24 protein-coding genes are annotated in these 22595 nt (G+C 55.1%); 2 read left to right on the top strand and 22 right to left on the bottom strand.

What is annotated here, in order from left to right:
- Positions 1-97 precede the first annotated feature (97 nt).
- The 6 genes from GZH47_RS27180 to melA all read right to left on the bottom strand — a co-directional run bounded on the left by GZH47_RS27180 (position 98) and on the right by melA (position 4796).
- Complete coding sequence (locus GZH47_RS27180) at positions 98-322, bottom strand: YuzB family protein (RefSeq protein WP_162644109.1); 225 nt, start codon at positions 320-322, stop codon at positions 98-100.
- Between the two features lie 26 nt (positions 323-348).
- The gene (locus GZH47_RS27175; protein WP_162644108.1) at positions 349-651 is read right to left on the bottom strand and encodes a HesB/IscA family protein; all 303 of its coding nucleotides are present in this window, start codon (positions 649-651) and stop codon (positions 349-351) included.
- A gap of 109 nt (positions 652-760) precedes the next feature.
- The gene (locus GZH47_RS27170; protein WP_162644107.1) at positions 761-1000 is read right to left on the bottom strand and encodes a hypothetical protein; all 240 of its coding nucleotides are present in this window, start codon (positions 998-1000) and stop codon (positions 761-763) included.
- A gap of 136 nt (positions 1001-1136) precedes the next feature.
- The gene (locus GZH47_RS27165; RefSeq protein ID WP_192043547.1) at positions 1137-2348 is read right to left on the bottom strand and encodes a M14 family metallopeptidase; all 1212 of its coding nucleotides are present in this window, start codon (positions 2346-2348) and stop codon (positions 1137-1139) included.
- A gap of 125 nt (positions 2349-2473) precedes the next feature.
- Positions 2474-3283: a glutamate racemase gene (gene racE, locus GZH47_RS27160; protein WP_162644106.1), complete on the bottom strand. Its 810-nt coding sequence runs from the start codon at positions 3281-3283 to the stop codon at positions 2474-2476.
- 214 nt (positions 3284-3497) lie between these two features.
- Positions 3498-4796 (bottom strand): alpha-glucosidase/alpha-galactosidase, encoded by a 1299-nt coding sequence (melA, locus tag GZH47_RS27155; RefSeq protein WP_162644105.1) that lies wholly within the window; start codon positions 4794-4796, stop codon positions 3498-3500.
- Positions 4797-4972: 176 nt separating this feature from the next.
- Between melA and GZH47_RS27150 the strand changes: the two genes are divergently transcribed.
- Positions 4973-5875: an AraC family transcriptional regulator gene (locus tag GZH47_RS27150; protein ID WP_225446238.1), complete on the top strand. Its 903-nt coding sequence runs from the start codon at positions 4973-4975 to the stop codon at positions 5873-5875.
- A 106-nt stretch (positions 5876-5981) separates the two neighbouring features.
- Here the strand turns inward: GZH47_RS27150 and GZH47_RS27145 are convergent, their stop codons facing one another.
- The 5 genes from GZH47_RS27145 to GZH47_RS27125 all read right to left on the bottom strand — a co-directional run bounded on the left by GZH47_RS27145 (position 5982) and on the right by GZH47_RS27125 (position 8826).
- On the bottom strand, positions 5982-6386 hold the full coding sequence (locus GZH47_RS27145) for a YtxH domain-containing protein (protein WP_162644104.1): 405 nt from the start codon (positions 6384-6386) through the stop codon (positions 5982-5984).
- A gap of 119 nt (positions 6387-6505) precedes the next feature.
- A complete protein-coding gene (locus tag GZH47_RS27140) occupies positions 6506-6985 on the bottom strand; it encodes a DUF948 domain-containing protein (protein ID WP_162644103.1) in 480 nt (159 codons plus the stop codon).
- A gap of 156 nt (positions 6986-7141) precedes the next feature.
- A complete protein-coding gene (locus GZH47_RS27135; protein WP_225446237.1) occupies positions 7142-7807 on the bottom strand; it encodes a helix-turn-helix transcriptional regulator in 666 nt (221 codons plus the stop codon).
- Between the two features lie 154 nt (positions 7808-7961).
- The gene (locus GZH47_RS27130; RefSeq protein ID WP_162644102.1) at positions 7962-8387 is read right to left on the bottom strand and encodes a DUF86 domain-containing protein; all 426 of its coding nucleotides are present in this window, start codon (positions 8385-8387) and stop codon (positions 7962-7964) included.
- 151 nt (positions 8388-8538) lie between these two features.
- Positions 8539-8826: a Dabb family protein gene (locus tag GZH47_RS27125; RefSeq protein ID WP_162644101.1), complete on the bottom strand. Its 288-nt coding sequence runs from the start codon at positions 8824-8826 to the stop codon at positions 8539-8541.
- 109 nt (positions 8827-8935) lie between these two features.
- Between GZH47_RS27125 and GZH47_RS27120 the strand changes: the two genes are divergently transcribed.
- Entirely contained in the window at positions 8936-9184 is a 249-nt protein-coding gene (locus GZH47_RS27120; RefSeq protein WP_162644100.1) for a hypothetical protein, read from the top strand.
- 142 nt (positions 9185-9326) lie between these two features.
- Here the strand turns inward: GZH47_RS27120 and GZH47_RS27115 are convergent, their stop codons facing one another.
- The 11 genes from GZH47_RS27115 to GZH47_RS27065 all read right to left on the bottom strand — a co-directional run bounded on the left by GZH47_RS27115 (position 9327) and on the right by GZH47_RS27065 (position 22575).
- Positions 9327-9716 (bottom strand): cupredoxin domain-containing protein, encoded by a 390-nt coding sequence (locus GZH47_RS27115; RefSeq protein WP_162644099.1) that lies wholly within the window; start codon positions 9714-9716, stop codon positions 9327-9329.
- 212 nt (positions 9717-9928) lie between these two features.
- Complete coding sequence (locus tag GZH47_RS27110) at positions 9929-10432, bottom strand: YhjD family protein (RefSeq protein ID WP_162644098.1); 504 nt, start codon at positions 10430-10432, stop codon at positions 9929-9931.
- A gap of 148 nt (positions 10433-10580) precedes the next feature.
- Entirely contained in the window at positions 10581-10970 is a 390-nt protein-coding gene (locus tag GZH47_RS27105) for a phage holin family protein (RefSeq protein WP_162644097.1), read from the bottom strand.
- Positions 10971-11092: 122 nt separating this feature from the next.
- Complete coding sequence (locus GZH47_RS27100) at positions 11093-13279, bottom strand: alpha-galactosidase (RefSeq protein WP_162644096.1); 2187 nt, start codon at positions 13277-13279, stop codon at positions 11093-11095.
- Positions 13280-13424: 145 nt separating this feature from the next.
- Positions 13425-14561, bottom strand: coding sequence for a Ger(x)C family spore germination protein (locus GZH47_RS27095; protein ID WP_162644095.1), 1137 nt, complete (start codon positions 14559-14561; stop codon positions 13425-13427).
- Entirely contained in the window at positions 14558-16015 is a 1458-nt protein-coding gene (locus GZH47_RS27090; RefSeq protein WP_225446236.1) for a spore germination protein, read from the bottom strand. Before GZH47_RS27090 ends, GZH47_RS27095 begins: the two co-directional genes overlap by 4 nt.
- On the bottom strand, positions 15951-17099 hold the full coding sequence (locus GZH47_RS27085) for a GerAB/ArcD/ProY family transporter (RefSeq protein ID WP_162644094.1): 1149 nt from the start codon (positions 17097-17099) through the stop codon (positions 15951-15953). Before GZH47_RS27085 ends, GZH47_RS27090 begins: the two co-directional genes overlap by 65 nt.
- Before the next feature lie 125 nt (positions 17100-17224).
- Entirely contained in the window at positions 17225-17653 is a 429-nt protein-coding gene (locus tag GZH47_RS27080) for an RbsD/FucU family protein (protein ID WP_162644093.1), read from the bottom strand.
- 68 nt (positions 17654-17721) lie between these two features.
- A complete protein-coding gene (locus tag GZH47_RS27075) occupies positions 17722-20034 on the bottom strand; it encodes an alpha/beta hydrolase family protein (protein ID WP_162644092.1) in 2313 nt (770 codons plus the stop codon).
- 94 nt (positions 20035-20128) lie between these two features.
- Positions 20129-21271, bottom strand: a complete 1143-nt coding sequence (locus GZH47_RS27070) for a metallophosphoesterase (protein WP_162644091.1) — start codon at positions 21269-21271, stop codon at positions 20129-20131.
- 449 nt (positions 21272-21720) lie between these two features.
- A complete protein-coding gene (locus tag GZH47_RS27065; RefSeq protein ID WP_162644090.1) occupies positions 21721-22575 on the bottom strand; it encodes a helix-turn-helix domain-containing protein in 855 nt (284 codons plus the stop codon).
- Between the last annotated feature and the right edge of the window lie 20 nt (positions 22576-22595).

Genomic DNA, 22595 nt, shown 5'->3' with positions numbered 1-22595 from the left:
AAGCACCCCCTAGAATTTCATCGGATTAACCTAGGGGTTTTTCCAATGTCTATTCTAAGGGGTGCACTGCAGAGTTTCGGCTAGAGGGTCTTTCGCATTATTTCTTAATATATTTGCTTGCCTTCTCGATCGCTTCATCTTCAGTCGGCGCCGTGATGTATCGGCCGTTAATGAAAATAAAAGCAAATCGCGAGCAAGGTCCGCAGTACGATTTGCAAGCTACTTTAATATCCGCTTCCGGGGCCAGCGCTTGCAGCTTAGGCACCATCGTTTTCGTACGGATATGTTTGCACTTGTCACAAATGCGAATATCGTTCGCCATGTTTCTCTCCCCAAACCGAATTTCAATTAGTGATCGCCGTGGTTGCCTTTGGTTGGGTTCGAAATCATGAAGCCTTCCTGCGGCACGTAAAAATAATCGATGCGTACGCCGTCCAGCAGCTCTACGCCTTTCTCGAGGACGACCTTGATGTCCTTGTCCGTCTCGATGACTTCATCGTTCGATCCTGCATCGTCCATTTTCATGCCGTAATGCGCGTGATCGCCATGGGAATGCGTGACGAATACGCGCAGGAATTTGCCGTCGTTCTCCGGTTTATCGGTCTCTTCGCGAAGCATCTTCGCGGCATTACGCGTGATTTTGATATTCATTGCTTCTTCATCTCCTTATGGATGGCGCCCGCATGGCCGGCTTAAGTCCACCGCAGCTATGCAACTTTATTAACCTTATTGTATAGAAAGCTCGTCCAATGTTCAACCGCTACTTCACGATACCGCTATATTTGCGCTCCATATAACGGGTGTAGCCTTCGGCGGCAATCATCGTGACGGCAATATCATCGATCGGCACGAAAGGCATCACGTCCGGAAGCACCCAATAAAGCAGTACCGGAACCACGTAGAGCAGCTTGTCCAGCAGCCGAACTTCCTTTGCCGTCAGCAAACGGAAGATTCGGACGAACACCGCCCGCCAATGGCGGAGCGACAGCAGCTTGCGCATAGAAGCTCGCCTCCTTCTTGCGCTTATTATAGCACAAGCCGGGTGAAACGGCAGTCGCGCGCAGACCGTCCGGCAGCGCGGCGCGTTTCATGACGGAGAGCGATAAGCATTCGCACAGCGAAAACTTAGCTTGCTTCTATTTCGAACGAGCTGCCTCCATGGCGGAAACAAGCAGCAAGCGAACTTCCTCATTCAAGTCGGGGAATGCCTCGACCGGCAACGGATTTACGCCATATCCAACCTCGACGGTAAAGCCGGGCTTGCGGAATTGAAAAATAAACCAATCCTTGTAGCCCGCATCGCTGCCGGACAGCTTAACGGGCTTGTATCCGCTGTCCTTGCCCAGCTTGCGCGCCATTTGCTCGGCTTCCGGCGGCTCATAGCCGCGGTAATTCCAATAAATCTCCTGGCCTTGCGTATGCAGCGCCACGACGCAATCGAATTGCTGCTCGGCCGTGAATTCGGCCAGCGCCTTCGCTTCCGGCTCGGACAGCGGACTCGGACCGGGATAGTCGCGCGGTCCCGGACCATCCGTACCGCGGCGGGCGGTCTCCTCCTCCCAGAACGCCGGGAATTGATCGTTCAGGTCGACGCCGCGAATATTCGCCTTCCATTTGTTGAACCGTTCGGAGCCCTTGTTCCATCTCAGCAGCTCCTGCGCATGCGGATGATCGGGCTGCAGCCCTTCTTGGACGAGCTCCGCTCCGTCGGGATTGACCAGCGGAACTACCCAAAGCGTCACCCGCTGCAGCAACGCCTGCATATCAAGGCCGCACAGCTTCTCGCCGAACGAAGCCGCTTTCGCTGCATCCTCGAGAAAAGTCATCAGCAGGGACGTCGTAATCCATTCGTTCGCATGCATGCCCGCATTGATATGCAGCTTGACTGGGCCTTCGCCGAGCCGGATCGCGATAATCGGCTTCCCCATTACGCTTGCCCCGATTTTCTCCACTTGCAGAAACGGGTACGCTTTCGCGAGCGACTCCGCGTCGGCCATCAGCTCCCGTTGTCCGTATTCGGCGCGCCCGTCCACGATTCGGCTGCTCCCGGCGCACGGCATCGTCAGCAGCGCGCCCGGCTGAAGCTGTTTCAGTTCCTGATGACGGTTCGCGTTCATGAGCGCATGCAAGGTCAGGCCGAATTTGCCCGCGATTCCAAGCAGCGTATCGCCGGTCTGCACGCGATAAATAAAGGCCGTCTGCGCGGGAACGGACAGCAGAAGGCCTGGAAATAGCGGATTGACGGTCGATATACCTGGATTAGCCGCGAGCAGCGACTCCTTGTTCACGTTGAACATGCGGGCGATGCGCAGCAGCGTATCGCCCGGCTGTACGACGTAAGGCAGCATGGGATCACCTCTGTTAGGTTCTTGTCGTCTCACATGCTACATGCTATGCCGCGACAGAACGCCGCATGCCACTACGAACGAAAACCGCCGTCGCTTATCGCGGCCGGCGGTTTCGGTTCGTCTCTTCATCCGATCTTGGGAACCTGCCATACGACAGGCGTCAGTTCGATCTGTTCGCCCAGCCATTGCTGCGCGATCATGCGGAACATCCGGGAATCGCCGCTGCAGAAAAACTGGTGCACCGGCAGCTCTCCCTCGCGGGTCAACCGGTTGCGATCATGTAATATCGTGCTGATTTCCCGGGCAGTCTCGTCCGCGGAGCTGATCAGCATGACCTCTCTTCCCATCACGGATGCAATCGTATCCGACAAGAACGGATAATGGGTGCAGCCCAGGATCAAGGTATCTATATGATGCGCTTTAAGCGGATGCAGCGACGTTTCCACCACTTCCTGCGTTTCCTGCGAACGAAAATTACCCTGTTCGACCAGCGGCACGAACCGGGGACAAGCCAGGCTTATAACGTTAATCGACGGCGACAGCTGCTTCAGCGCGTGCTCGTAAGCGCCGCTTCGAATCGTGCCTTCCGTGCCGATGACGCCGACGTTGCCGGTCAGCGTGCGCCCGTTGGCCGCGCGGGCCCCGGGATGAATAACGCCGACGACGGGAATCGCCACCCGCGAGCGGATATCTTCCAGCGCGACGGCCGTCGCCGTATTGCAGGCGATGACGATCATTTTCGGACGAAACTGAATTAAATAATCTACGATTTGCCTTGTAAACCGAGTCACTTCTTCGGCGGGTCTAGGTCCATAAGGCGTACGGGCCGTATCGCCGAAATAGATGATTTTCTCCCGGGGAAGCTGACGCATGATCTCTTTGACTACGGTTAAACCGCCTACGCCAGAATCCAAAATTGCGATCGGTTGCTGCACGGACACACCGCTTTCTTGAACGTTTTGACAGGACTTCAATAGAATATGAACACGATGGCGAAAAGGTACCTACATATTAGCGCAAAAGCGGACAAGGTTCAACACGGATCGCCGCCCCGAAAAACACGGAAAAATCAAAAAAGCCGCCCTGCTGCAGACGCTGTTCGATAACAGCGCAGCTGCAGCCAGGACGGCAGATGTTGCGGATAATTGCTTATTTGTACGCAGGGAGCCAATTGCCGTGCGCTTCGATCAAGTCGTCGCACATCGATTTGATGTCGTCCATCGACAGCTCGGCGCTCGTGTGCGGATCCAGCATCGCTGCATGGTAGATATGCTCGCGTTTGCCGGTAATGGCCGCTTCGATGGTCAGCAGCTGCGTGTTGATGTTCGTACGGTTCAGCGCGGCGCATTGCGGCGGCAGGTCGCCTACGAAAGTCGGCGTCACGCCGTTCCGGTCGACGAGGCAAGTCACTTCGACGCAAGCTTCCTTCGGAAGGTTCGTGATCAGGCCGGTATTCATAACGTTGCCTCCGATGCGGAACGCCACGTTCGTTTCGATCGCTTCGAAAATATACGATGCATACTCGTGCGTCCGTTTGTGCTCCAGCTTCGAATTATTCACGAGTTCTTCCTTCAGTTTCTTCCAGTTGCCGATTTGCTCGATGCAGCGGCGCGGGTACTCGTCCAGCGGAATGTTGAAGCGCTCGATCAGTTCCGGATAATTGCGTTTGATGAAGTACGGGTGGTATTCCGCGTTATGCTCGGACGACTCCGTGATGTAGTAGCCGAAGTTGAGCATCATCTCGTAACGGACCATGTCCCAGTGCTTCTCGTTCTGTTTCTCGCGGGCGCGGCGCTTGATTTCCGGATACAGGTCTACCCCGTCCTTGGTCACTTCCAGCAGCCAGGCCATATGGTTGATGCCGGCGATCTTGGACTGAACGCCCGCTTGATCCATGCCCAAGCTGTCGAACAGCCCGGATACGCAAGCTTGCACGCTGTGACACAAGCCGACCGTTTGAATGCCGCCGTACGTATTCATAACGTTCGTCAGCACTGCCATCGGGTTCGTGTAGTTCAGGAACAACGCGTCCGGACAAACCTCTTGCATATCTTTGGCAAAATCGAGCATGACCGGAATGGTGCGCAGGTTGCGGAAAATGCCGCCGATGCCGACCGTGTCCGCGATCGTTTGACGCAGGCCGTATTTCTTCGGAATTTCAAAGTCCGTGATCGTGCACGGATCGTACCCGCCGACTTGGATCGCGTTGACGACGTACTTGGCGCCCCGAAGCGCTTCCTTGCGGTCGGAATAAGCTTTAATGACGGACGTGCTGCCAACCGTGTTTTTGATATGATTCAGCATTGTTTCGGATTCGGACAGCCGCTCCGGATTGATATCGAACAGCGCGAGTTCAAACCCTTGCAGCGACGGCGTAAGCAAGCAATCGCCCAGCACGTTTTTGGCAAATACGGTACTTCCGGCTCCAATGAACGTAATCTTCGGCATGAAAATCCTCCTCGAATTTGGCCCGCATGAAAGCGGATTAATGTCTTCTTCTATTCACTACTATAGAGCAAGAAACGTCGGTTTGAGTAGGAATTAAAGCATCTTTTATATGTACATTTGTATTTTTCTTGTTTAGACTATAAGCGTACACATTCATCGAAAGAAGGCGCCTACCTATGATTCCTTCAGCCGCTACAGCGCGCAATATGACACGGAACACCGACCATTCCAAATTCACCGTCATGAACAATTCGCAGCCCGCCCAAGGCGAGCTGTCGATCCTGTTCAGCGGCGAAGGCAAGACCGTGCCCGGACATGGCATCGGCCCAGCCGTTCATAATTATTACCTGATTCATACCGTCATCGGCGGCCGCGGCATCTTCGAGATCGACGGCCAGCGCTATCCCTGCTCGCGCGGCGATACGTTCATCATCTTCCCGGACGAGCTGTTCTCCTATGTCGCCGACGAAGAGAATCCCTGGCATTATGTATGGGTCGCGTTCAAAGGCCATGCCGCCGAACATTTGCTGCTCAGCCTCGGATTCTCGGCCGCGGCTCCGATCGTCCATGCCAAAGACATTCGTTCGCTAGCCTCCCTGTACCGCAAAATCAGAGGGACGCTCGAGCATACGCCTTATCCCGAACTGGCCGATCTGGAAGCAGGCGGTCATCTGCGCGTGCTGCTCAAGGAGCTCGGGCTGCTGAACGACGGCAAGCTCGAGTTCAATTCCCTTGCGATTCTGCCGGACATCGAGCGACAGATCAAACGCGCCGTCCGCTGGCTGTCCTTTCAATACGCCCAGCCGATTTCCATCGAGAAGCTTTCCCGCAGCCTCGGGTACCATAGAACGCATTTATCCAAAATGTTCAAGCAGGTGACTGGCGTATCGCCTATGCAGTTTCTGCTCAAAGTGCGCATGGAACGGGCCAAAGAACTGCTCAACGAGCAGCATCATCTGTCCATCGATCAGGTGGCTTCATCCGTCGGCTACCCTGACGCCCTCTATTTCTCCAAGCAATTCCGCAAAACATTCGGCTGTTCGCCGTCGGAATATCGCGCGCAGGCAAGGAACGGTTAAGCCTGCAATCAAATAGGCTTTGCCGTCGGTAGGATTACCGGCAGCAAAGCCTATTTGCGTTGGAACATCTATGGATCTAAATCAGGTCGCTCAAGACGATGATGGATTAGCTATTTACGGTTTCGAGCTCTTCCTTGCGATTGGACAACAGGTCGCTCGCTGCATCCTTTACGTTCTCGATCGTATCTTGGACTTGCTCGCCGCCTTCTTCCAGCTTCTCCTCTGCGCCTGCGCGCCAGCCGCGCATGTTTTCCACGACCGAGGAAGCGGTATCCTTCGCTTTGGAAGCTGCCGTGCTCGCCGTCGAGCTCACTTGCTTGGCGATTTGAACCGTTTTGTCGCTGACTTGACCGGCGATGCGGGACGTATGGTCCGTAACGACCTGCGCGCCGTCGGCGATATCCTTGCGGAGTTCCCGGCCGGATTTTGGAGCTAACAGCAATGCTGTTACGGAACCGACTACGCCGCCTGCGATTGCACCATACAGAAATCCTTTTTTTGCTTTTGCCATTGTGGAACACTCCTTTTTAATTAGCTGCGGCTCTTGACCGGCCATTGCAGCCGTGCCGTCAGCTTCCATAGTGTGAACGGCTTCGCCGCCCGATTCGGGTACGGCTGCTCGTTCGCTCATTACTTCATATCGTGCCCTTGCTCATAGCCTGCGCATGCAGTCGACTGGCTGTCTTTTCGTTTGTTTTGCCAGAAATGATATACCGCGTACCCGACTTCGGCCCACCCCAGCGCATCCGATATGCCATGCTTTACCTTCTCGCCAGACGTTCTGGCGTACCGGTCGACCGTGTCGTTCAGCTCGCTGGAAATCCGGTTGACCGTGAATGACAACTGGTTCGCAGATTCCCCGATGCGCTTCGTTGCTTCCGAGAACTTAGCCACGCCCTCCACCGACTTTTGAACCGTCTTTACCGTTTCCGTGACCGGGTCCAGCAAATCGCTGACCTGGGCGACGGCCACTTCGGCGCGGCGTTCCAGCGACTCCGCCAGCAGCATGAGTTTTCCCATTCGCTTATCGACCGACCTCAGCCACATCAGCACGCCGACGACCAAGGCGACGAAGGCAACGGCCGCCGCTCCTTCAAACCATATAACCATTCAAAGCACACCTCCCATTCCAACAGGCTGCACGATCGGGCTAATGCCCAATTCGTAATAATAGTATAAACACCATAGGCTTGACTTGACACAGCTTCGGAAAACAAAAAAGACACGGTCGTCAATCTCCCGTGTCTGTTTACTGCCGTTCTATGATCATGCGCCGGCAATGCGATACGTGCATTTGCCCCCGCCTTTCGCCAAGCATTCCGTTCGTTCCACTTCCGTCCCGAGCAGCTGTCGAAACAGCGCCAGCTCGCATTGGCAGGCCTGCTGATAGCGGTCCGCGACATGCGCGATCGGACAATTATACTCATGAAGAACGAGGCCATCCTTGTCCGTCTCCACCTGCACCATATAACCGCCGTCATTCTGAATAATCGCCAGCTCCGAAACTTTCTCCGGAAGCGATTTGCCTTCCATCCGGTGGGCATACCGCTCGAGCAGTTTACGTTTGCGGCCTTCGAACAACCGGTCGATCATCGCGGCCGTCTCCGGATTCTCTTCCAGCTCTTCCAGGAAATCCATAGCCAGGACATGGTAGTTTCTAGGGAACAGCAGCTCGGCTTGCTCGGTCAGGCTGAACATATGCGTCGGCCGGCCCATCGCTTGCCTTACGATGGTCGGCGAGATAAGTCCGTCCCGCTCCAGCGTGCTGAGATGGCGTCGCACGGCCATTTCCGTAATCTGCAGCTGTTTGGCCAATTCGCCGGCATTCATCTGGCCGTTCGTCTTCAGCAGCGTCAATACGGTCTGCCTAGTCGAGCCTTCCTGCCTGACCGCTTGTTCTTTATGCATAAACGGCGTTCCGTTCGATTCCATTCCATCCACCACCTCTGGCTTTCAAGCCGCGCTTCCGAAATCGAAGCCATGCTTCTGGCTGCTCAAGCCGTGTTTACGGCTTTGCAAGCCATGCTAATGACGTCATTGTAACGCATTTCCGCCGATTCGTAAATCGGCGGACGGCGCCATGACGTTACTCGCCCAGCTCGCGAAGCAGGTAGGATTCTACGGCTTGCTTGAACGTAGTCAGGATGTCCGGCATTTCAGCCGTGAAAGCATGCAGTTCATGGCGCTGCCAATCAAAGTAATCCTGCACGATCGGCCGGCGCAGCTTGACCAGCTCGAGCAGCGGTTCGCTCAGCGATTCCGGGAAAACCTGCTCTCCGGCAATGATCGTCACGATATCTTCGTAGCTGGCTGCGTCCCGCATAATAAACCCGTCGATCAAGTAACTCCCGACATCGGTCACCGTTTCGATCGCCAAATGCAGTGCCCGTTCCTGCGCCATGCCATGGATAAGGCTGCCGTCCCAATTGGACTGCAGCCATTGCAACGTCTCCGCCACCTCGGGAATGACGCCGAGCCGGATGGTAATTTGTTCGCGATTTACGTAATACATCGTTATCCTACCTCAACTTCCGTTTAAGACCGTTTATTCTTGCGCGCTTTACGCTTAAGCCAGATCGTCATCACGATTAGACTGATGATAATGACGATCAGATAAGTCATCATTTCAAACACGTCACCCATAAGATTCTCTCAGACCGCCCTTACGATTCGTAGTCGACGCTGACCGATGCTTCGCGGACTTCGCTCATATGCGCGATTACTTTTTTGTGTTCCGGGTGCACTTGGTACGCATTCAGCGCGTCGAGCGAATCGAAGCGGGTTACGAGCGCGATATGGTACGAGCGTTCGGAATGAATGACATCCGTTCCGACTTCAATGGAACGCAGCTCTTCGATCTTGCCTTCCATGTTCTTGAGCACTTGAACGGTTTGCGCAACGCTCTCCGGACTGCCGTCTTTCAGCTTGAATAGTACGATATGCGTAATCATGATAAGTTCGCTCCTTCATAAATTGTGGTTGGGATGCGCGGCACCCTTTCGTCACATAATAACGCAAGGTGCCGCTATTCGGCAATCTTCCAGCAAAGGAGATCAGCTCATGCGTTATCCGGTTACATTAGCAGCAACGCTTATCGGCGTAGCTATATGCCTTTACAATTCAACGGGCTATGACCCGCATAACATGGTGTTCTTCATGTTAAGCGTCCCTGCCTGGATAGCCGATATGATCGTGGATATTCATTCGGTCAACGTCTATCTGATGTATGTATTGACGGTCGCCACGTGGGCGCTGCTTGGCTTCATCTGCGACAAGGCCATCGCAAGGAACCGCCGCCGTTCCTACTGACAGCAGGAGAAGCGCCATTCTGCATTCTGCATCCGGCGCTTGCAGCTTAGAGCGCAGCTTGAGATGGCTTAAGATTTTAAAAAAAGGAGCCGCGGTGCGGGCTCCTTTTGTTTTTTCCTATTCAACCATCATGTTCATCACGTTAAGCTGGGTCGACGATCAGCACGGATTTCATGTTCAAGTGGCCTGTGCCGCACATGACGGCGCAATGCATCGGGTACGTTCCGGCTTTATCGAATGTCACTTCTTGCGACAGCTTATCGTCTTTCAATTCAATGCCCAGATCAGGAATAGCAAGACCGTGAAGGCCGCTTTTGTTGACAAGCTCAAGTTTCACTTTGTCGCCTACTTTGACATGGTACTCCTGCTTGTCAAATACGAAATCTTGAGAAGCTTCCACTTTCATTAAAGTTTCGCCCGGTGGCAGCGACGCAGCTTCATCAACCGGCTTGCCCGGAAGCTGAGTCGTCAATAAAACAACGCCCAAAACCGAAGCCGCAACGAAAACGACAAACATAATCCATTTATGCATTGCTACTTGCTCCCCTTTTCATCAAATGTCTACTCCTTATATTACATAAGATCGTCCGTTATTCTCAACCTTAAACTGCATTCGCAAATAAACTTTTTTCTTTTTTTGACAAAACGATGAACGTTCTCGGACAAAAAGTATCCAGAGATGCCGTATTTTTCCGATCGGGACGGACGCCCGAAGGTCAAAATAAAGCGAATGCGCAAGTGAGACTATCTTTTCTTGATTTCGAAATAGCCCTTCAGCAGACGTTCCGCTTCCGCCTTGACGAACGTCCATGGCATCGAGAACGAACGCTCGCAGCCCATGCAGCGATAACTCGTTATCAGCGAATCCTTCGTCCGCCGTTCATTGCAGATACCGATTCCGCTACCTTTGAACTGCATGCGCAGTCCGGCCAGCTCCAGCAGGACGCGATCCTGCAGCCCCCGCATCATGGACTCGTACAGTCGCGGCAGCTTGGTCGGCGCAGCGCCCGCGATGCGGATATCATGCTCCAGAATGACGTTGACGATGCCCAGCAGCGCATAATGCCGCACAAGCTCCATTTCCTTGCCAAGATGCGCCGAGTGCTCAGCCATTGTGTGCGCATTGTCGATTGGCGTCGTTGGATCAGCTGTTTTGTTTCTCTTGCCGAGTTGCGCGATCGACGCAGCCGCCATATTCCTCTTGCCGAGTTGCTCCGTTGCCGTTGGCGTATCCGTATCCAGCACCATGCGTCTCCTCCAAGTCGCCGTAATAGAACGCTTGTTCTCATTATAGCAAGCCGGAAGCAAAAACGCAATCCGCCGATCGGGGATTGGAACAACAGGAAAAGAGGCCATCCCATTCAGGATGACCTCTAACATGGAGCGCTATACGCAGCTACTTTTTTTTGAGCGCTTCGATAAGCTGGCGGAGCTTATCGGGCATCGGAACGCCGATCTCGCCCAAATTTTCCGTAATGGATATCATTTCGTTGGCCAAATAGAAGTAGATCGCTCCACCCATTGCGATGTTGTTCAATTCAAGCATGATATCCATTCGATGCGCCAGTAAAATGACAAGCAGCATAATGCCTTTGCGCGCTAGTCCCCATGCTCCTACAGAACTGCTCAGTCCTCTCCTCGTTTGCAATGCAGCTGTGATCCCGGTCACGTAGTCGATCCCCATGGCGACAAGAAGTACGGTTAGGGACTCTGGCCACACTCCGAATGAGAAGACGAGCAGAGAACCGATCACGGCCGACGTGCTGCAAGCAATCGTGTGCGGCATTCCCTTCACGCTCCCTTCAGAATTCGCTGCAGTACTACTGTATGCGGAAGGGAGACGGGCTGTCCGTCCGATTGACCTAGCTCTCGAAAAAATTTCCATTAAATGGCGAAAACCGGGTCAGTTTACTTGGCGATGAAGCGGTACACCGTGCTGAAATAATCGCCATGCGGCCGTTCTTTGGCAACGCCCGCATACATAAGTTCGTCACCGCCAGCGACTTCGCCCGTTCCGATCCATTCGTACTGGAATTCCGGATTCAGCCCTTTCAGTTTCAGCCGGTCAAGCGGCGCGTTCGGTTCGTTCAAGACGACAACATGAACGACGAGCACTTCTCGCCGGTCCGGCGAAACGAACATCCAAGCCGTTTCGTTGCCCTCGAACGGGCTGAGCAGACGGTAGAAGTCGCCGTATTGAACAAGCCCGCGCACTTCCTTCACCATGGCCACTTGACGCTTCACTTCTTCGATCTCCGAAGCCGTGAATTTCGTCAAATCCAGCTCGTAGCCGAAGTTGCCGGACATCGCGACGTCGCCGCGCGTCTTCAGCGGCGTATTGCGCTCCACTTGGTGGTTCGGCACGGCGGATACATGCGCCCCCATCGAGCTGACGGGATACACGATGCTTGTGCCGTATTGAATCTTCAGCCTGCTGATGGCATCGGAATTGTCGCTCGTCCACGTTTGCGGCATGTAATAGAGCATGCCGGGATCGAAGCGGCCTCCGCCGCCGGAGCAGCTTTCGAACAGCACGTTCGGGAATGCCGTCGTGATTTGCTCGAGCACGTTGTAAAGGCCAAGCATATAACGATGAGCCGTTTCGCGCTGACGGTTCGCCGGAAGCAGCGCCGAGCCGATCTCAGACATATTGCGGTTCATGTCCCACTTCACGTACGTAATCGGCGCACTGCCGAGAATTCTTCCGATCGACTCGACGATGTACGCCTGCACGTCCGCGCGCGACAGATCCAGAATCAACTGCTGGCGGCCTTCGGAGCGGCGGCGGCCAGGCACGTGCAGGCACCAATCCGGATGCGCTCTGTACAGGTCGCTGTCCGGGGAAACCATCTCCGGCTCGAACCAGAGCCCGAATTCCAAGCCTTGGCTGCGAACGCGCTCCGCCAAGTCTTCCAGGCCGTTCGGCAGCTTCTTCTTGTCCACGACCCAATCGCCCAGCGAACTGTTGTCGCTGTCGCGGTGGCCGAACCATCCGTCGTCGAGCACGAACAATTCCAAACCGAGCTCGCTGCCTGCTTTGGCGATGGATTCGATTTTGTCCGCGTTGAAATTGAAATACGTCGCTTCCCAGTTGTTGACCAGAATCGGACGGACCGCATCGCGGAATGCGCCGCGGCACAACCGCGTCCGGTACAGCTCATGGTACGTGCGGGACATCGAACCGAGCCCCTCGTGGGAGAATACCATGACCGCTTCCGGCGTCTGGAACGATTCGCCGGCTTCCAGGCGCCAGGAGAAATCGAACGGATTGATGCCCATGTATGCGCGGGAAGTATGGAACTGATCCACTTCCACGCCGCCGGCGAAGCTGCCGCTGTATACGAGGCTGAAGCCGTACACATCGCCATGGTCTTCCGTCGCCCCGTCGGCGAGCAGGGCGAAGAACGGATTGTTCATATGGCTGCTGGAGCCGCGGCGGCTTTCGATCGCCTGTACGCCCGGAACGAGCGGCCGTTTGTGAACATACCGTTCGCGAGCCCAAGCGCCGGAAAGCTGCAGCATTTCGTACCGGTCATGCGGCAGGTCGACGCTGAAGCTGAGCGCGCGATTGAGCTGCATGACGTCCGCGCTCGCATTGATCAAGCGTGCCGAACGGATGACCGCGTCGAACGCTTCGAATACGGTATACGACAGTTCGACCTTCAAGCCGGAAATCTTGTCTTCTAGGGTAACGACTAACGTCTCTGCTTCATCCGCGTTCTCCGCGTACACGGCCGGAAGTCCTTCCAGCGCCGGTTTGCCTGCCAGAATCTCATGCGATGCGTACAGCAATTCCGTCACGGTCGTGCCGTTCGACAGCTGGACGGCGTAAGCCGGGTTGCGGAAGTCGCTGGAGCCGTAGCCCGGATACTCCTGCGGCAGCGTATCGAGCGAGATCGAACGGTCGTCCGGAACCGGATTCGGGCAGAATGAGGCGCGCTCGGTGCGTTTCAAGAGCCGCTCCGCGCTGCCTTCGTTAAGTTTGCGTCCCCAATAGACATGGGCCGGGAAACCTTGCAGCGTTTGGAACATATAACTCATCGAACGGGTCTGCAAATGAAACAAGCCGCTGGCGGCATTAAACATAATCGACATAATTGGAACATCCTCCCTATGGATTAAACGATGCTGGCACGCAGATTCGCAATTAAGCCAGCCGTCTACAAGTATAGGTCGTACAAGCCTCACATGACATGGATGCTTTTAGCGGTCATATGGAGCTTTGTCGGATGCTTGGACCTTATCTCAATTCAAATACGCCGGAATATTTCAACCCGAACCGAATGTTTACCTGCAATTCCTTTTCTTCCGGCTTCCAATGGTGCTTCGACAGCTTCTTCCACGTCTTCAGATGGTAGCGGTACAGGATCTCCTCGAAATTGTACAGGTCGACCTCCTTCTTAACCCCGTTCTCGTAGGCAGACAGCACTTCCTGCTTAATCTGATTCTTCGCGTTCTCGATGATGGTCGAACGATCTATCTCCGGTCCTACTTCATTGAGCGAACTGCGAACTTGAATATCCAATTTCAAGATAGGCCTGTCGCCGCGCATCTCGACTTTCCGCCGTACTTTCAAATTCCTGACCGTAATGCTCGCAACGCCGTTCGAGCTGTTCACCGTCAACACATCCCGGTTGAAATGCTTATTGGCCCACTGCAGGCCGCGCGCTTCGCCGACGCTGAAGAATACGGGCTTTCTCTTGTCCTTAAATGCGAATAAACCGTTGATCTGCTCCATATGCATCTTGGTCTTTCTTTTGCGCCATGCGCGATTATTGATCGCCACGCTCGGCAGAAGCGCGGTTTCGGAAGACTCGTTATAATTCGCCACGAATTGCTGCATCGTCATTGGCTGGAACATGCTGTCTTGCCGAAAGAGCAGACCCGGATCATACATCAGGCTCGCCAGCTGCGACTGCTCGAAGAACGCGTCGCTCGCGAACAAATCGTTGATTTTCTCCTTCGTCCCGAAAATCCAAGACGTATATCTGGATACCCGCACGCGGTTCAGCGCATCGAGAATCTCGACCATTTTGGGCATGGCTGGTTCCCTGACGACGACGACCTTCAGTTGTTCCAAGCTGAGCTCGACTTGCGCGGATATCGCAAGACTGGAAATAGCGGCGTGCAGGCTCTTGCCTTTGCCCGTTCCGATCCACACATTAGGCGGAGCCGGCGATTCGCTCTCCGACTTCGCGATCGCCGCGAAATCCAAGAGCTGAAGCGATACAATGAACATCCCGTCTGCATAATCCACGCCAATGCCCGTTACGAACGCCTCATCGGCCAGTTCCTTGGAATCCCAGCAGCCGCTTAGCAAGCCCTGCACGACCAGAACGCCTGCCAGCATGAAGCCTCGTATCGCCTTCGCCTTCATGAGTTTCGCTTCGCGCGGTACTTCCAAGGCAGCTGCAGCAGTGCGGTAAACAGTTTCCGGAATTCGAATGGCGCCAAGGGCTGCATGAACGGCATGCCGAACGATTCCAGCGAGCAGAGGTAGAGCATAACGGCGAATACGGAGATGAAGAAACCGAACAATCCGAGAACCGCCGATGCTAATATGATGAACAGCCGGATAACCGTCACCGAGCCGTTCAAGGACTGGTTGACGAGCGTAAACGTCGCCACGGCCGTGACCGCGGTGATCACCAGCATCGTCGGCGAAGTGAGGCCTGCGCGAATGGCCGCGTCTCCGACGATCAGTCCGCCTACGACCGTCACCGTCTGCCCGACGGCACGCGGCAGCCTGACGCCCGCTTCACGGAAAATTTCGAACATGAAGATCATCAGAACCAGTTCCATCTGCGGACTAAGCGGCAAGCCTAACCTGGACATCGTCACGGTCGCAAGCAGGGGAAACGGCACCTGGTCGTTATTGAAAGCGAGCAGCGCCAGCCAAAACCCGGGCAGCGTGCCGGATAAGAGGAAACTGACCAACCGGATGAACCGCTCGAACGAGACGAAATAGAACGGCAAGTAAGCATCCTCGGGCGACTTGACCAGGATCGAAATGTTAACCGGCGCGATCAGCGCCGCAGGTGACCCGTCCACCATAATCGCGAACCGCCCGTTCATCAGCGATTGGACGACGAAATCGGGCCTTCCCACATAATCAATCGTCGGTACCATGGCCACGGACCGATCCGCGATGATCGCCTCCAATTCGCCGGCGCCGTGAAGCACGAGGACATCGATGTTGCGCAGACGCTTCCTCGCCTCTTCAACGACCTCCGGAGACGTGATTCCCTCCATGTACAGCAAGCAGATTTCGGTTCTTGACTCGCTGCCGATCTTGAACCATTCCATGGCAAGCTTAGTCGTACGCAGCCGCTTGCGAATCAGGGACAGATTCACCGCGAGCGTTTCGACGAAGCCGTCTCGAGGTCCTTTCACGGACAGCTCCAGCGTGGATTCCTCGATGCTTCTGGCCGGCTGGCCGGGGCTGTCAATGCTGAATACTTCGCCTGAAGCTTCGCTTAGCATAATAATCTGTCCGGCAAATAGACGGTCGAAGATTTGCTTGCCGCCATTCTCTCCGCTATTCCCATTCTCCCCGTGCATAATCGGTTGAACGAGCGGATTTGCCTTAACGTCGAACAATAAGCTGCCGTCGCTGCCGAACAGGGACTGCATAAATTTGAAATCGACCATACCCGGTACATAGGCGATTATATAGTGAAGCGTGTTCGCCGTTTCATCATTCGCGTACCGTATCATGGGTTTGATCGTTACGTCACCGCAGTTCGCAAGCTGCGACCGCAGCCAGTCAGAGGTTATTGGAGGCGCCGGCCCCGTCGTTGAAGTCGGCGGCTTGCTGGGCGTTGTCATCATGTTCCCTTCCCTTCGGCAGGCCGCTGAACGATAGCAGCCAGATCGTGGTCGTAATGAATAAACCGATGGCCAAATCAACGAGAAAGACGATCCGGAAAACATCTTCGGCATTAATCATGCGAGGAGATAATACTTGGGCAATCGCAATATAACCGACGCTGATGAGGATGATGAACCACAGGCGGCCTTTCCGCCCGCGAATCGGAATCAGCTCCATGATCATAATCAGTCCAAGCGAAATCCGAATGAACGCCCCCGACATCCATTGGAAGATGGCGAAGAAGTCGACATGCTCGAAATATTTGCCGATGGATACGAGGCGCCACTGCGAGAACGCCGGATAGCGGAGCTTCTCCGCCTCAATGGGTCCGAATTCAGTGATCGCGCCGATCGTCGGACCCAGCATGAGCAGCGCGATGAACCCGCTGAACGTAATGAGCTGCCAAAGCTTGATTCTGTTTCTCATGTAATGCTGCAAAAAGATAAATAAAAACAGCTCCATTGAACAGCTGACCGCATAGATCATCCCATGGAGCGGCCTTCCCCAGCCATGTTCCAAGAATGGAAGAAGGACGGTGTAGTCCTTGTCCGGCATGTTGGCAGACATGACGAAATCGCCAAGGATGACGACGACCGGCAGCAGCAGGCAAGACATATACGCGATCGTGCGCAATCCGCTTAACGCCGCGAACGCGACCATCACCATCAACACGGATTGAACCACGAAGTCCGGCGTCAGCGGCAGGAACGTCGCGGATGTCCATGACGTCGTTTCGATGTAGGACTGGAAACTCGACATGAGCAGAAACACGATCAGCGGCAGAATAACGAGCCACGCTCCGGCCGGAGTCATTCTTTCTTTTAGCCACATGCGGATGTTAACCTGTTTCGTTCGTTTGATCGTGCCATAGACGAACACGGTCAACCACGGCACGATGACGATAAAGGCCAGAATACCGCACATCCATGCATCACGCATGCTGACGTCCATTACGGTAGGAAGCACGACCACGTGGGATGAGAGCCCTACGGACAGCGTCATCATCATGAAGATCGGCCATTGACTGAGCGCTCTTTCCTTCATATGGCAGCTTCGCCTCCGATTATCGTTTCCGCATAGTTTTACCAAATCGACCAAAAAAAACCCGGCCGCTCCGATATTAGAATCGGAACGGCCGGGTCACGAGAACCGGGCAAAGCGATATGGAATTAGACGATAACGCCCTTCTTCAGAATAATGTTGGCGTATTGGGCGCCTTCGCCCGTTGCAACGATGGCATAAGCATTGCGCGCCCGCTCATAGAAGGCGAAACGCTCCACGGTTTCAAGCGGCGAGGACAAACCGGTGCGTTCGTTGATTACGGATCCGTACACGTCCCAGATCGGCGTGGCCACCGTATCGCCCGGAACGACCTGCATCAGCGCGGCAGGCTTGTCCACGTACTGGTCGAGCGGGAATAGCTGCAGAACGGCGTCCAGCAGCTCCGGAATCGGATGGCCGTCGCAGCGAATCAGACGCTGCGCATGGCTAACCGCCGGGAAATTGGCGTCGGCCAGGACGATTTCGTCACCGTGCCCCATTTCCATCAACGCTTTTAACAGTTCCGGGGAAATGATTTTGGGAATACCAAGCAGCATGAATGATTCCTCCTACGGATGATGGTGTACAACCGCGTCTGACTAGATTCATCCACTAACGCCATGAATCACTTGTTCAGCACGTCGGCAATGCCGATATCGTCCAGCATGACCTTGCCTTGATCGCTCGTAAAATAGAATGTGATCCGCGACAGATGGGCCGGATCAAAGCCCCCGTCGCTCACCTGGAAACGGTCGAACGGCAGGCTGTACGTCTGGAATACCGGTTCCGTCGGTTCCTTGTACTTGCCGTCCTTCACGTGTTTCTCCATCCACGGGAACAGCGTGAAATGCGTGTACGGCAGCGGCATCACCGCCTTGAACGCGGAGAGCGGCATTCGCACGGCAGCGCCGTTGCGGCTTTGCAGCTCGATTTCGACCGCCGGCAGCGGGATCCCTGAACCGCCGTTGCTCGCATTCGAATCGAATCCGGGCAGATCTCTTTCCAAATTCGTCATATTGAAGACCAATTCCTGCGCGGATGAAGCAGTCGAGTCGTGCAGCGCATCCACCGATTTGGGCAGCTTCAGCGTATAGCTGCCGTCTCCCTGCTTCCACTGCAGCACCGCGCCGCGGGTTCCTTTGTCATTGCCGTCGCGGTCCTCCGCATCGGCCTCCGACCATTGCAAACGATCGGATGACGCTTTGACGCCGTTGTCCAGCCTTACCTTGTCGTAGTCTCCGTCGATTCGCGCTAGAGGCACGAAGCTGCCGTCTTCGTAACGGTTCATGTACGTCGTCGCCGGCAGCCACTGCTCGCCCGTGCGGTAATCGCTGAACAGCCGTTTATATTGCCGATTGCCGTGAAGCGCGGTTTCCAGGAATGCCGACACGTACACCTTCGCAATCTGGCGCTGGTCGCTTGCTTCGATCATTTCGGCCTTGTTCAGCAGCAAACCGCCGGGCAGGCTGTCGTCCATCGTTCCCCAGCTCGTATTGAACCGGCTGTGATTCGCCCCGCCAATGTACAGCGTCGCCTTGAACCGATCCGATCCCGGCGTAAAGCTGGACCGAAGATACTGGCGTTCGCCGCCGAACGTATCGACATCGCCGTCACTTGCCCCTTGGAGGGACAGATAGTACGTGTCCTTCAATTGCGCTTTCTGTTTATCGACATTCGTGTCGGTCGGCGCGATCGCGATGACCGCTTGAATATGAATATCGTCCATGCCGGCAAGCGACTTGTCCTCGGCGAACCATTTGGACGGATCGGCCGCCATGGCGACTGCTTGCCCGCCGCGGGAATGACCGATCAGCGCCACTTGTCCCAGATCGACCCGATGGTAGAACGGGCTGCCCGCCTGCTCGTTAAAGCTTGCAATCTGCTGCAGATGCTTGAGCAGTATCCAGGCGCGAACTTTATAATCGTTGTCCGGAATATTGCCCCAGAACGAATAGTTCAGGAAATTCTCGTCCACCGACACGGCGATAAAGCCTCGGCTCGCCAGCATTTCGCCAAGGTATGCATAGCCGTCATCCGAAGACTGCTCCATCAGATGATTGCCGTGCACGATCAGCACGAGTGGAAACTTGCCGCTGCCTTCCGGCATCCATACCCGTCCGTTTATCGGAAGCTTGGTTTCATCGAAGCCCCAAAACAAGCTCCGCACCCACTTCCAGCTGTGGATGTACGCGGACGCGTCAACGGAAGCCGACTTCAGCTCCGCGCCGGAGGCGAATTCGTTCCGCCTGGAATCGCTGCCGCTGCCGTACGTGAACGACTTCACGGCATAAGAACCCGTTGCGGCAGGACTGTCCGCCATAATTTGCGCGACTTCCGGTTCGCTTGCAGTAAGCTGCGCGTCGGCCGGAATCGCGCCGTATACATTCATGGGCCATTTGTCAAAACTAAGACCTGCGCACGTTATGACGACGACAAGCGCGATCTTGAAGGCGACCGGCACGCGCCGATGCGCCAGCATGCCGACGAATAATCCGCCCGCCAAGCCTGCGACAGGCAGGACGATGGCAAACAGGAGCGACATCCAATCCCCGAGACTGGCTTTATTGCCGATGAACCAAATCGCGTAACCGGCGAACGCCAGCGCGCCCGTCGTCAGCCGGGGAATCGGTATATAACATAATGAAAGCAAATAAGCTGCGACAAGCCCGATTAACCCCATTGCCATTGTTCCGACCACAAGGGTGAACGCGGCATCGAATACGATGCCAATGCCTGTCGGCATGCCAAGTGCCGTAATGACCAGCGCCGTACCGAAGACGATCCAAAGGCCGATCATGCCGGCGCGCCAGATCGGAGTATCGAACCGCAGTGCCATTCGGCCGCGATATATGAGCCATGCCGTAACCCGCTTCCACACCGGATCACGCTGTGGAGGAGCTGGCAGCGGCATTAACGGTAATTCCAGTTCAAGTTCCATATGCAGCTCCTAGTCGATCCGTCATGTGTACTGCGCGTCTCTTAATCTATTAAATTATACGACGAATCCTGAGCATGACAATACGAATTTGTTGTCACTCCTGGCAGCCGAACCGAACGGTAATGGAAAAAATCTCGCTGCGGCTGCCGATGCGGATCGGCGGCCCCCACGTTCCGAAGCCGGATGAAACGAAGGCATGCAGCTGACTAATCCGTTTATAGCCCCAATCCAGCTCGAAAATCCGCCGGGTAATCAGGTGATTCGGCGCCATTTGACCGCGATGCGTATGTCCGGACAAGGACAGATCGACGCCCGCCTCCGCGATTTCCCTAAGTGCCGACGGCTGATGATCCATGAGAATGACCGGCATGTCCGGGTTCAAGCCGGCCGTCAGCTCCTCCACGGAAGCTCGCGCGCGATCGGTTTTGTCCTTGCGGCCGATCAAGTAGAAGCCTCCTCCGATCGTCACCGTCTCGTCGAGCAGCACCGTCATGCCGAGCTCGTTCATCGCCGGCACGTAGGTATCGACTCCTCCCCCGTAATACTCGTGATTGCCAAGTACGGCGTAAGTACCGAACGTGGAGTTAATTTGCGCCAGCTGATGTCCGTACTTCCGGCGGATGAACGGCTCGACGTCATCGTCCAGCACGTCGCCGGGCAATAACATCAAATCCGGCTTCAGGGCATTGGCGCGCCGGACGAGCCGGTCCAAGTGACGGTTCCTTACCGTCATTCCCAAATGCAAATCGGATGCGACCACGATGTGCAGCTGCTTCATCTCCCCCGCCGTCTTCGCAATCGCCACATCGTAATCACGCACGATCGGAGACCATGCGTTCCATGAACCGCGGAGCATGATAGCCAGCAAGACCAGAATTACTGCGGTGCCCACGTACATGATCGCGTGCGCGTTCGAAACGTCCAGCGCGCGAAGCAGCCACGCGGCCAAGTCCGCGAACGGGAGCAGCAGCACCGCGTATTCGAACAGCCCGATCCAGTAGGATCCGATTCCTTTTAAACTTTTCGCGGCGGCTGCCGGCAGCGTCCTGCGAAGCATTCTGGATAACAAATAGCTGAACGCCACGATCGCATAAACCGTCCAGAACACGGCTTCGAACAAGCCGCCTCGCAAGTCCAGCCATTCGGCGAGATACAGCTTTGCATGCCACCCCACATACACTTGCAAGCCGCTGAAAATAAGTAAAATGACATACAATCGCGTAGGCATTTTGCGCATAAAATCTCTCTCCTGACCTTATCCAATTCTCTCAACCTAGCAAGTAATAAAAGGCATGACCTGCGGTCGGTAAGGGTCTACAATCGCTGTTGTAGTTCTATTTTCTTTGAATATGTAAGTGAGTATAGGTTGAAAATAGACTACAAAGGCGAACGCTTAAGGATTTTCGGAGAAAATCCACTTCGGAAGCATAGGCTGCTTTTCCGACTCCTTACCAACCTCCGGTCATTTTTTCATTTCAAATCTAGAAAACAGATTAAGATTAGTATAGCGACTTCATAGAAGAAATGCGAAATGCTCGTGCCTGATATCAACTGCAAGTCGCAAAGAGCCTAGCGCGCTTGCAAGGCAAGGCAATGCAAAAAAGCCGGACGCGCGATTGTCGCGCAGCCGGCTTGAAGTCTTGAATGGGGCTTACTTATAGTAAAGCCTTAAATATGTGTTTAGTCCTACTGTTTCCGATGCTCGCGCGGCGAAGCTCCGAAGCGACGCTTGAATGCCCGCTCGAAATGCGGAAGCGTATTGAAGCCCGACGCGAAGCAGATCTCCGTCACCGGCAGCCGCGTCGACTTCAGCAGCGATTTGGCAAATTGCATGCGCAGCTCCTGCACGTACGTCTGGAACGTGACGCCCGTGCCTTTGCGGAAGCATTCGCTGAAATAGTTCGGCGACAAGCCGCAGCTGCCCGCTGCATCCTCGAGCGTAATGGTGTCGCGGAAATGATGCTGAATGTAGATCAGCGCCTTGCGGACGGACGGCTGAATCGGCTGGTTCACCGCTTGGCCGCCGGAGCTGGCATATTCGTCGCCGGCTTCCCTGCTTCTGCGGGAGAGCTGGATCAGCAGCCGTTCGACGCTGCCCTGCACGAGCATGCCGCTGCCCGCCTGCCAATCGGCGGATTCCTTCCAAATCAGCTCGAATTCCCGCTCCGCCGCTTCGGTTTCTTCCCGATCGTAGCAGGCCGTGCGATGGGTTCCCCGGTCAAACAACAGCTCCAGCAGCGGGTCGCGGATAAATTGGTCGTTGAAGATCAAGTCGTACAGCTCCAGCGTTCCCCCGGAATCCGGCTCCAGGCTGTGGAAGTCGGCAGGCGTCAGCAAGAACAAATCCCCTCGGCTTAAACGCATCGGCACGCCGTTCAGCACATGGGTACCGCTGCCCCCGACGACGAAGCCCATTTCGAAAAATTCATGCCAATGGGTTTCGATGCGTCCTTCCAATCGTTGCTTGAAGAGGCGGACAGGGGAAGCCTGGGGCATATAGCTTTCGTTCGTCAACCGTTCCGGTCCCCTATAGACGCTCACGCCGTCATCCCGCCTCTCCG

The organism is Paenibacillus rhizovicinus (assembly GCF_010365285.1).
Taxonomy (GTDB): Bacteria; Bacillota; Bacilli; order Paenibacillales; family Paenibacillaceae; genus Paenibacillus_Z; species Paenibacillus_Z rhizovicinus.
Note: the sequence above shows the minus strand (reverse complement) of the source record. Positions and strands in the feature narration are given on the sequence as shown.